This is a genomic window from Candidatus Afararchaeum irisae (assembly GCA_034190545.1).
Lineage (GTDB): Archaea > Halobacteriota > Halobacteria > Halobacteriales > Afararchaeaceae > Afararchaeum > Afararchaeum irisae.
Genome location: JAXIOF010000078.1, coordinates 1 through 12,094, shown reverse-complemented (window position 1 = coordinate 12,094; position 12,094 = coordinate 1). Strand labels below are relative to the sequence as shown.

12 protein-coding genes are annotated in these 12,094 nt (G+C 57.7%); 4 read left to right on the top strand and 8 right to left on the bottom strand.

Annotated features, from left to right (window positions below; all coding sequences use genetic code 11):
- Positions 1–278, top strand: a 278-nt coding sequence (locus SV253_08525) for a zinc ribbon domain-containing protein (protein ID MDY6776099.1), incomplete at its 5' end; no start/stop codon positions are given.
- A 90-nt stretch (positions 279–368) separates the two neighbouring features.
- Here SV253_08525 and SV253_08520 read toward each other — a convergent pair.
- The 8 genes from SV253_08520 to SV253_08485 form a co-directional block, all read right to left on the bottom strand.
- A complete protein-coding gene (locus tag SV253_08520; protein MDY6776098.1) occupies positions 369–1,538 on the bottom strand; it encodes an AI-2E family transporter in 1,170 nt (389 codons plus the stop codon).
- A gap of 97 nt (positions 1,539–1,635) precedes the next feature.
- Complete coding sequence (locus tag SV253_08515; GenBank protein ID MDY6776097.1) at positions 1,636–2,472, bottom strand: DNA glycosylase; 837 nt, start codon at positions 2,470–2,472, stop codon at positions 1,636–1,638.
- The gene (locus SV253_08510) at positions 2,469–2,795 is read right to left on the bottom strand and encodes a LysR family transcriptional regulator (GenBank protein ID MDY6776096.1); all 327 of its coding nucleotides are present in this window, start codon (positions 2,793–2,795) and stop codon (positions 2,469–2,471) included. Before SV253_08510 ends, SV253_08515 begins: the two co-directional genes overlap by 4 nt.
- Before the next feature lie 49 nt (positions 2,796–2,844).
- Positions 2,845–3,714, bottom strand: coding sequence for a universal stress protein (locus SV253_08505; GenBank protein ID MDY6776095.1), 870 nt, complete (start codon positions 3,712–3,714; stop codon positions 2,845–2,847).
- Positions 3,715–3,769: 55 nt separating this feature from the next.
- A complete protein-coding gene (locus SV253_08500; protein ID MDY6776094.1) occupies positions 3,770–6,310 on the bottom strand; it encodes a heavy metal translocating P-type ATPase in 2,541 nt (846 codons plus the stop codon).
- Between the two features lie 84 nt (positions 6,311–6,394).
- Complete coding sequence (locus SV253_08495) at positions 6,395–6,979, bottom strand: AsnC family transcriptional regulator (protein ID MDY6776093.1); 585 nt, start codon at positions 6,977–6,979, stop codon at positions 6,395–6,397.
- 19 nt (positions 6,980–6,998) lie between these two features.
- The gene (locus SV253_08490; GenBank protein MDY6776092.1) at positions 6,999–7,193 is read right to left on the bottom strand and encodes a heavy-metal-associated domain-containing protein; all 195 of its coding nucleotides are present in this window, start codon (positions 7,191–7,193) and stop codon (positions 6,999–7,001) included.
- A gap of 36 nt (positions 7,194–7,229) precedes the next feature.
- A complete protein-coding gene (locus SV253_08485) occupies positions 7,230–8,417 on the bottom strand; it encodes a HAMP domain-containing sensor histidine kinase (protein MDY6776091.1) in 1,188 nt (395 codons plus the stop codon).
- Positions 8,418–8,500: 83 nt separating this feature from the next.
- Here SV253_08485 and hisH point away from each other — a divergent pair, with 83 nt between their 5' ends.
- The 3 genes from hisH to SV253_08470 all read left to right on the top strand — a co-directional run bounded on the left by hisH (position 8,501) and on the right by SV253_08470 (position 11,795).
- Positions 8,501–9,127 carry an imidazole glycerol phosphate synthase subunit HisH gene (hisH, locus tag SV253_08480; GenBank protein MDY6776090.1) on the top strand — a complete coding sequence of 209 codons (627 nt, stop codon included), beginning with the start codon at positions 8,501–8,503 and terminating at the stop codon, positions 9,125–9,127.
- A 21-nt stretch (positions 9,128–9,148) separates the two neighbouring features.
- Positions 9,149–10,630: an MDR family MFS transporter gene (locus tag SV253_08475; GenBank protein ID MDY6776089.1), complete on the top strand. Its 1,482-nt coding sequence runs from the start codon at positions 9,149–9,151 to the stop codon at positions 10,628–10,630.
- 277 nt (positions 10,631–10,907) lie between these two features.
- A complete protein-coding gene (locus SV253_08470; GenBank protein MDY6776088.1) occupies positions 10,908–11,795 on the top strand; it encodes an SDR family NAD(P)-dependent oxidoreductase in 888 nt (295 codons plus the stop codon).
- Positions 11,796–12,094 lie beyond the last annotated feature (299 nt).

Below are 12,094 nucleotides of genomic sequence, written 5' to 3'. Positions count from 1 at the left end.
GTCCGATGTGCGGGCATACGGAGCGTGCGAACCGTCACAAGAAGCGGTTCAAGTGTCGGTCGTGTTCCCACCAAGACCACAGCGACCGTGGTGCAAGCATCAACATCGCCGTAAAAGGCATCAAGAAGCATCAGGACTGGAATGTGCCTGCTCTTAACAGCCTTCCCCAAGTGCGGAAGGTGAGACGGCAGGCATCGGGGGCTGTGGACGCCCCGACCGTGACCCACGACGCCGTTCAAGGCTATCAGACCGATGGTATCGTGGGAGTGTCCAACTAATCCACGGGAAGCCTCGGGGTCGTACGGAAGACTTCGTCTTCCGTGATGACGAGACGCTCCGCGTCTCGAACCACTTGACCCCGAGGCGGTTCACGCCTGTGGCAGATCGCCGTGGACGACATACGGACCGACTACACGAACGAACTGTGAGGTCACGACGAGTAAGATAGGACCCAAGAAGATGCCGTAAAATCCGAAGACAGCGGGCCCGAGTATGTAGGCGAACATTAGGAGACCCATGTGAGTGTGCTTGCCGCTGACGTAAGGTCTCACGAGGAAGTCGGGCACGAGGTCAACGACGACGAGTGTCACGGTGACGAAGACCGCGACGAAGACGAGAACCTCGACACCCGCGGAGAGGTATCCCATCGTCCCCATGTAGGCTGCGACAGGAAGGTAGACTATCTTCATCCCCACGACGGGTATCAGGCTTCCCGCGCCCGTGAGAGCACCTACGAGAGCCGGATACGGAACCTCGACCGCCTCAGGTGCGACGTAGTTGTAGGCGTAGAAGATTCCTATGCCGATTATGGCTGTCACGAAGGCGTTGAGTATGTTTCCGAAGAGTATCAACGAGAGTTCACGGTCGACGGCGTCGGCGTAAGTCTCGACTATCCCTGTTGAGTCATACATGTCGAGGAGCCAGTTTCTGAGACGGCTGCCGTCGGCTAGTAGGTAGTAGGTTCCCGAAAAGACCAAGAAGCCTCTGAGTAGGACGCCACCTGCAGCCGTAACCGTGTTAGATATACTCTCAGAGGCAGTGGTCAGCCATCTCCGAACCGAGTCGTCGTTGGCGAGCTGACGTAGCTCCGAGACTGTCAGACCACGTATACTTTCGAGGGTGAGAGGGGGCGAGTCGGTGGGTGTCGGAAGTACACCAATGTCAGGGACATAACCCTCTCCGAGAGCATCACGTATCTCGGGCACTAAGAGCGAGACTGTGTAGCCTAAGAGAGCGACGAAGGGTATCAGAAATATGAGTATCGTAGCCGCCGCCCTCGCCCTCGACTGGTATGGGAAGGAGACGTCTCCGAGAAAACGGTGGTCGGAGAGCGACTTCAGGCTCTTGTGTATAGGACGGCTCGCATAGTAGAGAAAGACGGTAAAGACGGCTGTCGCGGTAAACCGCGTGATGACATACGTGACAGTCCCGAGTAAGAGAATGAGGAGTACGCCGAATCCGACGCGTCGGAGCAGGTCGGCTCTTAGTCTCGTTTTCTGACCTCCGTCTTCACCTTTGTTAACGTCGGACTGGGACATCCTGTATAGGCATCACGGAGACAGAACATAAATGTCAGGACAGCTACTCGGGTCGACATCCGAAGAGCTTTGGTCTCGTTGGCACGCTAATCAGAGATTAGCGGATTTCGTGGTTCCTTATGTAATGGAAGATGTAGTTCTGAGCGTAGCCGGCGTACTCTCCGAAGTAGTCGCGGAAGTTCTCCGACGTCTCGGAGTAGTTCGACCCCGCTAAGTCGGGGTAGTAGGTCTCTATAGCCTCGTCTATCCACGTGTCTATCGGAACCGCCTCGTTGAAGCCGAGCGAGAAGAGGAGTATACAGTCGGCGACCTTGTCTCCGACGCCCATGAGACGTTTGACCTCGTCGTGTGCGTCGACGTACTCCATCCGCCTCACCTCGCCGGGGTCGACCTCACCGTCTGCGACCATACGCGCCGTCTCGACGACATACGGGGCTCTGTACCCGAGACCTATCTCTCTGAGCTCTTCCTCTCCCGCCTCGGCGAGAGTCTCGGCTGACGGAAAGACATAAGCGTCGTAACCCTCGATCGGCTCACCGTACCTTCGTCTGATCTCGTCGACGAGGCTCTTTATGCGCGGTATACGGTTCTGCGCGCTGATTATGAAAGAGACTGTACACGCGAAGAATCCGTCGTTGACGACTCTCAGACCCGGGTACTCGTCGATACCGCGTCTCACGAGTTCGTCGTGTGAGATCTCGTCGTGTATCTCGTCGAGAGGATCGTCTAAGCCGAGGAGACGTCTGACGGCTTTCTCGGAGGCTCCCGTGGTCTCGTACCGAACGCCTTCCTCGTGGTCGTCCTGGTAGACCCTCACTCCCTCTCCCTCGACTGCTGTCGAGAATCCGTCGCCGTCAGTCTGACGTCTCCAGACGAATGTCTGTCCCGACTCAAGCGTTTCGACGAGGTCGATCTTTGTCTCGATCTCTCTCATATCTGTATGCTCCCGACACAGTCGTCGATGCTCCGTCTGACCTCGTCGTACTCACGTAACATCGTCTTCCCGTCGTCGGTCAGAGACGCTCCCCCTCCTTCGCTTCCGCCTCTCTTCCTCTCGACGAGAGTCGTCCCGAGACGTTCCTCGACTGTCTGTATCTTGTCGAGAGCGTACCTGTAGCTCATCTCGGTGTTCTCGGCTGCCTCCGAGACTGTTCCCGTCTCGTCTATCTCCTGAAGGAGAGCCATAGTCCCCTCGCCGAAGACGTAGTCCCCGTCGTCGTCGGTGAACCAGAGCTTGAAATCGGGATATATCTCCATACGGATACGTCGTGCGCGCCGGGTTAATAGATATGGTGCTCTCGTAATACTACTCTGTCTTCGTCGTCTTAGCCCCCGACGGCGGAACGATTAGGACATTACTCGTTGACTTCTCTGCTACGCTCTCAGTCACACTTCCGAGGAGGAGACGTCTTATCCTGCTGAGACCACGTGATCCCATCAGAACGAGCGACGGATCCCAGTCGTCCTCCTCTGCGAGTATCTCGTCGACAGCGTTGCCCTCACGGACGTTCGTCTCTACGTCTATGTCGTCCTTCAGATCCTCAAGCTCGCCGCGGAGCTCTTCGAGTGTATCCTTAGCTCCCTGTTCGCCTCCGACTACGTCCTCCTCGCCCGTGAGGACGTGGAGTAGGTCGACTTCCTGTACCGACTCCTGTATCTCCTGGAACTCGTTGTACGCTCTCTGTGCATTCTCGGAGAAGTCGGTAGGATGTAACACGCGTGAGAAGATAGCCTTCTCGGCGACCTCTATCTCGCTCTCCTCCTGTCCCTTTATACGCTGTATCAGGAGAGGACGAGACGCGGTTCTCGCCATGTTCTTCGCAGTACTTCCTATGAGTGTGCGTTCTATACGTCCACGTCCCTTTGAGCCGACTATTATCATGTCGGCATCGACCTCCTTAGCGAGGTTGTTTATGCGTCTGTAAGGAGTCCCTCTCACGACGTGGGACTCGACTTCGAAGCCCTCGTCTTCGAGAACTCCCTTCTGTCCGTCGAGTAGCTCGTGCTTAGGACATTCGAGGTCGAAGGGTGCGATCCCCGACCTCATCGAGACGTTTATGACGTGGATGAGATGTATCTTGTCGACGCCGACCCTCTTAAGACAGTCGAGACACGTCTGTGACTTTACCGCCGCTTCTGTCGGCTCTGACAGATCTGTCGCGTATACGACTTCCATGGAAGGGGTACTCGTTCATACGGTTTATAATCTAGGGTGGCGGCAGACACCGAAGCTACCGCCTCAGCCAGCCGAGGAACGAGTAGTCAGTGTGGGGGTCGTAACGCCTAAATAGAAGACTGTTCGACAGAACCGAGACGCTCGAAAACGCCATAGCTCCCGCGGCAAGGACGGGCTGGAGAAGACCGAGGGACGCGAGGGGTATCATCGCTGTGTTGTATCCGAGCGCCCAGAAGAGGTTCTGTCTGATCTTCGAGAGTGTGGCGTCGGAGACACGGAGAGCCTTGACGACATCGAGGGGATCGTCTCTCATGAGTGTTATGTCGCCCGCCTCTATAGCGACGTCAGTTCCGCTTCCTATCGCAGTCCCGACGTAGGCGACGGCGAGGGCGGGGGCATCGTTGACTCCGTCGCCGACCATCATGACACGTCTACCGTCGGACTGTATCTCCGAGACGACCTCTTCCTTCTCGTCGGGGAGTACGTCGGCATGGACGTCGTCGGAGTCTATGCCGACCTCATCGGCGACTGCGTGGGCAGTACGTGGGTTGTCGCCCGTGATCATCATGACTTCGAGTCCCCTACTCTGAAGTCTCCCGACTGCGTCCTTAGATGTCTGCTTTACGGTGTCGGAGACCCCGACGACACCTATGAGGCGTCCTTCGAGGGCGACCATGACCGCAGTCTTGCCCTCGTTTTCGAGTCTCTCGGCGGTCTCTTCTCCGGCGGAGACATCTATCGAGTTGTTCTCCATGTGTCTCCTGTTTCCGAGGACTACCTCGCCCTCGTCGGTCTCGGCGTGGAGACCGTGTCCGGGGACGTTCTCGAAGCTCTCGGGCTCGTCGAACTCGACACCCCTGTCCTCGGCACCCTCGACGACCGCGCGTCCTATGGGATGTTCACTACCCGTCTCAGCGGTCGCGGCGAGTCGGACGAGGTCTTCGTCGTCGTATGTCTTAACCGCGACTCCGCCATCTCCGACCGGGCTGTCTACAGGGACTACGTCAGTCAGACTCATCTCGCCTCGGGTGAGTGTCCCCGTCTTGTCGAAGACTACTGTGTCGACGTCCCTCGCCCGCTCAAGGACATCACCGCCTTTGAAGAGGACGCCGTTCCTCGCTCCTATTCCCGTCCCGACCATAGTCGCCGCGGGAGTCGCGAGACCGAGTGCGCACGGACACGCTATCAGGACTGCGGAGGCGAAGACTATCACGGCGAACTCGAAGACAGAGACTGCTGCGGGTCCACCGCCGACGAGTCCCCAGAGGGGAAGCGCGTCGACGAAGCCCGCGAGTGTGCCGGGGAAGACGTACCACGCCGTACCCCAGATAACGGCGTTGAGTATCACCGCGGGGACGAAGTAGGCACTTATCCTGTCGGCGACGTTCTGTATCTCGGGCTGTCTCGACTGGGCTTCCTTCACGGTCGAGACTATCTGCTGAATAGCGGTGTCGTCTCCGACCTTAGTCGCCTCGACTCTCAGGACACCGTTCTTGTTGACTGTCGATCCCACGACGTCGTCGCCCTCCGACTTCTCGACGGGAACCGACTCGCCCGTGACCATCGACTCGTCGACTGCGCTCTCTCCCCCGATCACGGTTCCGTCGGTAGGTATCTTCTCGCCGGGACGTACCTTCATCACATCGCCGACCTCAACCTCATCGAGAGGTACCTCGACTTCTTCGCCGTCCCTCAAGACAGTCGCGGTGTCGGCTTCGAGTTCGAGAAGGCTTCTGAGGGCGTCTCCCGCCTGTCTCTTAGCTCTAGCTTCGAGGTAGTTTCCGAGTGTGATGAAGACGAGTATGAGAGCGGCAGTGTCGAAGTAGAGACCGCCCGTGATGAGGTCGAGAAGTACGGCTATGGAGTAGAAGTAGGCTGTCGAGGAGCCGAGTGCAATCAGGACGTCCATGTTCGGAGTCCTGTTCCTCACGAGGGCGTTGTACGAGTTGACGTAGAACTCCTTTCCGAGGACAGCCTGGACGGGGGTGGCGAGTCCGAAGGCGATCCATCCCGTCGGGACGCCGAGAACCGACTCGGGGAGACCCACTGAGAGTTCGACGACGAGCATGAGTAGGAGGGGCACAGCGAAAGACGCGCCGAAGAGAACGAGTCTGAGCTTTCTCTCGACCTCGGCGGTCTGTGATCCGCTCTCGGCTTCACCTCCCTCGTCGGTGCCATCGCCGTCGGATCTCACGGGTTCGTACCCCGCCTTCTCGACCGCGTCGTATACCTCGTCGACGCCGGCGTCGATGGGGTTATACTCGACTCTCGCCTCGTCAGTCGCGTAGTTGACGTCGATGTCTATGACTCCCGCGAGACCGCCGACTGACTTCTCGACAGTCTCGGCACAGTTGGCACACGACATCCCGCGTATCTCGACGGTTCGCGTCCGTCTAACGGGGTCGTAGCCCGCCCTTTCGACTGCGTCGTAGATCTCAGAGAGGGTGACCTTCTCGGGGTCGTACTCGACTGTCCCCTCGTCGGTGGCGTAATTTATGTTGGCGTCGTCGACCCCGTCGAGTGAGGAGATCCCCTCTGCGACTGCCTGTGAACAGTTGGCACAGCTCATGCCCTCGATACGGAGATTAGCCTTCATACTCTGAGTACGTGACTCAGATTCAACCGTCTTTCGGCTAAAAAAGTTAAGTAAAAACCGCTCCTAAGCTCGGATTCTTAGGTGTCAAGCTCCCTCTCTTAGTCTCTCATACCTCTCCTCGAAGGATGACTCACACGACGGACAGCAGAAGTGGTAGGTATCGCCGTCTATCGTAACCGACTCTCCCTCTGACGTCACCGTGTTGCCACACTCGTCACAGTCGAGAGCGAGTGTAGCATCACCCACTCCGGGGCTCGAAGCCGTGTCGATCAAGAGGCTGACTTCGTAGTCCTCGATCCCCTCGACCGACGAGGCTATCTCGCTGACTCTCTCGGGACTCGTAGTCGCCGTGAAGACGACGCGTGAGTCAGCGGTCGTGTAGAGGTCGTCTGTCTCGTCGAAAGCACGTAAGACGTCGGCAGCGTCGCGTGTGTCGGCGTTGGCTTCGAGGTGGAGATCCACGAGCACACGCACCCCCTCGTCGAGGAGAGACCTGTCGAGGTCGACTGTGAACCGTCTTACGACCCCTATCTCTTTCAGGCGGTCGATCCGGTCGGAGACCGCAGGAGGCGACAGACCCACCTCGTCGGCAATCTCGCTGTAAGGACGTCTCGCGTCTTCTAAGAGTAGGTCGAGTATCTTCAGGTCGGTATCATCTATGCCGCGCATACTGTGGCTTGATCTGATCCTAAGCGACCTCGTACCCGGCTTCCCTGACTGCGCGCTCGACGGCTCCGATATCAAAGTCGCCGTCTACCTCGACTACTCCGTCCTCGTGGTTAGCGGTGACATCGGCGACACCGTCGATATCACCCACGGATTCCTCGACGTTCTCCTCACATCCGTCACAAGCCATTCCCTCTACGGTGACTGTCTGTGCCATACCCGGAGTAGATTTCGGTACCGGAAAACGATTGTGCTACTCCGTCTCAGAGACCGGCTTACGGAGTGTCACGACGAACTCAGCACCTCCCGAGTCGCTGTCTCCTACGTCGATACTACCGCCGTACCTCTCGACCATCCTCCTCGCATAGCCGAGTCCTATTCCGGCTCCCTCACTGTCCTCGCCCGAGAATCCCATCTCAAATATCCTGTCCTTGATAGAGTCGGGAACACCGCGTCCGTCGTCGGAGATAATGACGGAGATCTCGTCTTCGGTCTTGTCTGTCGATAGACGTACGTTTACGTCGCCCTGGTTGTGGAAGCCGGCGTTAGTAACGAGGTTACTCAGGACTGACGAGAGCATGCAGTCGGCTACTACGTGGGTCTCGAAGTCGGTGGGATCGTACTCGACGGAGAGGTTTTCGTAGCCGTCGGCGTCGTCGATCGCCTCCTCGACCTCACCGAGGAGTGAAACCCGACGTGTCTCGGGCTCAGATCGGGTTCCTCTCACAAGGCTGTGTGTCTTCGTGAGGACGTGGTCGGCGGACTCGACCGAGGTGAGTAAGGACTCGGCGGAAGAGTCGTCGGGGTACTTCTCGGAAAGCCTCCGCGCGTGGCTCTCGACCGAGTCGAGCTTGTTACGCAGGTCGTGTCTCAGAAGGGCGTCGTAGGTCTGTATGATCTCCTTGCGTCTCTCAAGCTCGTCCATCGACCTTATGTTACTTATCGCGGTTCCGGCGTGTGAGGCGAGTATCTCGAGTAGATGAACCATCTCGCTCTCGGCGTCGAGACAGCCTCTATCCGAGTCGTCGTCCCCTTCTTGAGTCTCGGTCGAGAGTGAGACTGTCTCTATTACCCCGACTACGTCGTCAGCGACTGTCACAGGGACTGCTACGACCGTCTCGGCGTCAGAGTAGACCGAGACGTCGATATCGTCGCCTGATACGACGACTGAGTCTTTCGTCTCATAAGCCTCACGCGCGACAGAGCCGTCGGCGTTTGCGTCGTCGGTCTCGACACGGTCGGTCGTGGTGGTGGTGTCTACGACGTTCAGAACCCCGTCAGTGGGTTCGAAGTATGTCGTGTGTGTCAATCCTATGAGGTTCTCAGTAGCCTCTATGCTCAGACTCACGACGTCGTCCTCCGACGAGCTCTGGTTGAGAACCCTGGCGTAATGGTTGAGGTCGGCAACCTTGTTCTCGAACTCGGATCTGGGTCTCGACATCTGGTCTTCGTACTTACGGGGAGGTGCGGTATAAAACAGGGTGGAAACAAAATTCTTTTGCTCAAGAGGGGAGTCTCTCAGTTGTGAACGTACGTGTACGTGTGGTCGACTACGGTCTCGGGAACCTCAGAAGCGTCAGTAAGGGTCTCGAACGCGCGGGCGCAGACGTCGAGATAACCGACAGTCCGGCGGAGATAGACGAAGCCGAGGCAGTCGTCCTCCCCGGAGTCGGAGCGTTCAGAGAGGGGATGGAGGAGTTGGAGAGGCTACGCGGAGCCGTCGAGGACGCAGCCGACGACACCCCGATCCTGGGAATCTGTCTCGGAATGCAGATGCTCCTGACGGAGAGTGAGGAGGGGTCGGAGTCGGGAGCCGTCGAGGGTCTCGATCTCATACCCGGACGTGTCGTACGTTTCCCCGACGGCGTCGGTAAGATACCCCACATGGGCTGGAACAGCCTGAGTATCGAGAGACAGCATCCCGTCGTCTCAGGGGTGGAAGACGGCTCGTATGTCTACTTCGTCCACTCCTACTACGCCGACGCCGGCTCGGGATCGACCGTGGCTTCGACCGAGTACGGCGTCGAGTTCTCGTCTGTCGTGTCGAACGAGAGAGGGAACGTCGTCGGGACACAGTTCCACCCCGAGAAGAGCGGCGAGGTGGGTCTGGGAATACTCAAGGGATTCGTAGAGTACTCCGAGGAGTACTGAGAACTCAGAGGTAGAACTGAATTGACGGGGGAGACTGAGGGAGAGGGTGAGGAAGTTACGGTGAAGGAGAGACGGACGGCGACTGCGGGGGTTCTTCTGGGGATCTTCCTCGCAGGCATAGAAGGGACTGTCGTGAGCACGGCGATGCCGACAGTCGTGAAGTCACTCGGAGGACTCGAACTCTACTCGTGGGTCTTCGCTTCCTACATGCTCTTCGCGGCGGTCTCGATGCCCGTACTCGGGAAGCTGTCTGACATATACGGTAGGAAGAGGCTCTTCGTGGCGGGTGTCTTGGTATTTGTCGCCGGGAGTGGGCTCTCGGGGCTTTCGAGGAGCATGACACAGCTTATACTCTTCAGATGCCTCCAGGGGATAGGCGGCGGGGCTATGTTCTCGATACCCTACACGGTCTTCGGTGTGATATACCCTCCCGAGAAGAGAGGTAAGGCGATAGGATACGGCAGTGCAGTCTGGGGGGTATCGAGTGTGGTAGGTCCCCTTCTGGGATACGCCATAGTCACCTACCTGGGATGGCGGTGGGTCTTCTATCTCAGCATTCCCGTCGGGTTCGCAGCCGTGGCTCTCGTGTCTTACGGTCTCGAGGAGACGACCGGAGAAGCCGAATCCGTCGACTACCCAGGAGCCGTATCCCTCGTACTAGGGGTCGGATCGCTCCTTCTGGGTCTCGAGTTCGTGGGTAAGGAGACTTCAGTCTCAGTAGCCCTCCTGGCTGTCTCAGCCGTCTCGACCGTCGGATTCTACTTCGCCGAGAGGAGGGCGCGTGAGCCTCTCCTGTCGCTCTCACTCTTCTCAGACGGCGTCTTCGTTACGACGAATACCGTGGCGTTTCTGACGAGCTTCACAGTCTTCGCCGCGATAGCATACGTGCCTCTATTCGTACAGAGCATGAGGGGAGGGGCGGGAAGCGCGGCACTCGCTGTCTTTCCTATCTCACTCGGCTGGTCGGGGACGAGCGTCTTAGCGGGAAGGCTCGTCAGCCGGGTGGGAGAGAGACGTCTTGCGACATTCGGAACCGTAGTCATGACGTCGGGTTTCGCGGCAGCTTCTCTCTGGGACGTCGGCACATCCCTACCCACCGTGATGGCAACCGTATTCGTGATAGGGGTGGGGATGGGAAGTGTCACAGTCCCTCTCCTCACATCGATACAGAACCATCTCGGCAAGGAGAGGATGGGACTCGCGACGTCTTCACAGCAGTTCTTCAGGAACCTCGGCGGAACTGTGGGAGTCTCAGTCCTCGGATTCGTGATGACTCTCACGATGCATGAGAGACTCAGGTCAGTTCCCGGTGTCTCAGGACTCGGCGGTATACAGCGTCTACTCCTCGGGAACGGCTCGCCTCCCGACGAGGTGGTTCCCATACTCACCCAGAGCCTCGTGAGGGTCTTCACAGTCTCAGTGGTAATCTGTGTCGTCGCGGTCGTCGTGGCGAGAAGACTCCCCGTCGACTCGGTCAGGGGAGAGTCCGCCGAAAGTAGGTAGTAGAAGAAAGACGAAGACTGGAAGGAGTACGAAAACGGTGAGTGGGAGTTCCGCAGAAAAGAGCTCTCGAACTCAGTCAAGTCTGAGAGTCTGGGTGTTTTTGTGGGCGATCCACCCGGGGGTAGGAGCGAGGACGGTCGGGATCTCCACGGCTTCTATAAGATCGACGACGACGTAAGTTACTGGGAAGACGAGTGTGACTGATTTCAGTACAGAGCCACCGGGTCGAATAGGAGTACTTCATCTATAAACGTCGTCGGCTCCAGTCTCAGTACCAGTGGTAGTGAATGAATCCAAGCCCGAGGAGATAGCCCAAGTTAAGACGTCACTCTCGGACAAGACAGCCGTAGTCACGGGATCGACGAGTGGAATAGGACGTGAGACGGCTCTCAGCCTCGGACGTCTCGGGGCGGACGTCGTAGTCCACGGGAGAAACACCGAGAAAGGTAGGGAGGTCGTCGAGTCGGTCGGCGCGCTCGATAACGGGGCGTCGGCGGAGTTCGTGGGAGCCGACTTCGCGGAGATATCGGAGGTTGAGTCTTTTGCCGAGAGGCTGTCTGAGTATGGAGCCGTGGATATACTCGTCAACAACGCCGGAGGCTACTTCCGCGACGGCGAGACAGTCGACTGGAGAGGGACTCAGGTCAGCCGCACGGTAGCCGTCAACCATCTCGCTCCCTTCACAGTCGTCTCGGATCTTCTGAAGTCGGACTCTGTAATAAACGGACGTATAGTCAACACGGCGTCGGAGGCACACAGGGGCGCGGCTCTCGACACCCCTAAGTTCGAGTCCTCCGAAACGGGATGGTCGGCGTACTGCCGCTCGAAACTCGCAAACGTCCTATTCACGAGATTTCTCGACGACCGTACCGAGGTGGGAGTCTACTCAGTCCATCCCGGTGTAGTCCTCGGAAGCGGTCTCTGGAGGTCGTTTCCCTCAGTCCTCCAAAGAGGTGCTAAGATACTGTCCCCCCTCTTCGACTCTCCGGAGGAGGCAGCCTCAAACCTCGTGTATCTCGGGGCGAAGGAAGACGTTCCCGACGGCTATTACTTCAAAAACAGAAAGCCGTCGAAGCCCTCACGTGAAGCGCGTAGAGACGAGAACGCAAGACAGCTCTTGGAGTGGAGCCACGAGGTTACGGATAAGACATATTTAGAGGGTTAGTGTGGAGTTGGATGATATACGGCTGTTCCATGCAAATTTCAGAGAAATTTGCTCCCGTCCCGAGATCTACGATCTCGCGGGTTATCAAAAACCTCTGGTTTTTGCTCCGTCGCGAAATCGTAGATTTCGCTGGCTCGCAAATCAAAGATTTGCGAACGTCAGGGATTTGAACACGGTCAGTTCCTTCTCTGTTCAAATCCCATCCGTCCGCGCTTCACTTACTCATAAAATTCGCTCGCTCCAGTGCTCCGTCAGGGATTTGAACCCTGGTCATTGCCTCGAGAGGGCAATATGATTGG

What these genes read in the sequence shown, in the direction of transcription:
- SV253_08520 (MDY6776098.1), bottom strand. Translation starts at nt 1,538, where the DNA reads ATGTCCCAGTCCGACGTTAACAAAGGTGAAGACGGAGGTCAGAAAACG.
- SV253_08515 (MDY6776097.1), bottom strand. Translation starts at nt 2,472, where the DNA reads ATGAGAGAGATCGAGACAAAGATCGACCTCGTCGAAACGCTTGAGTCG.
- SV253_08510 (MDY6776096.1), bottom strand. Translation starts at nt 2,795, where the DNA reads ATGGAGATATATCCCGATTTCAAGCTCTGGTTCACCGACGACGACGGG.
- SV253_08505 (MDY6776095.1), bottom strand. Translation starts at nt 3,714, where the DNA reads ATGGAAGTCGTATACGCGACAGATCTGTCAGAGCCGACAGAAGCGGCG.
- SV253_08500 (MDY6776094.1), bottom strand. Translation starts at nt 6,310, where the DNA reads ATGAAGGCTAATCTCCGTATCGAGGGCATGAGCTGTGCCAACTGTTCA.
- SV253_08495 (MDY6776093.1), bottom strand. Translation starts at nt 6,979, where the DNA reads ATGCGCGGCATAGATGATACCGACCTGAAGATACTCGACCTACTCTTA.
- SV253_08490 (MDY6776092.1), bottom strand. Translation starts at nt 7,193, where the DNA reads ATGGCACAGACAGTCACCGTAGAGGGAATGGCTTGTGACGGATGTGAG.
- SV253_08485 (MDY6776091.1), bottom strand. Translation starts at nt 8,417, where the DNA reads ATGTCGAGACCCAGATCCGAGTTCGAGAACAAGGTTGCCGACCTCAAC.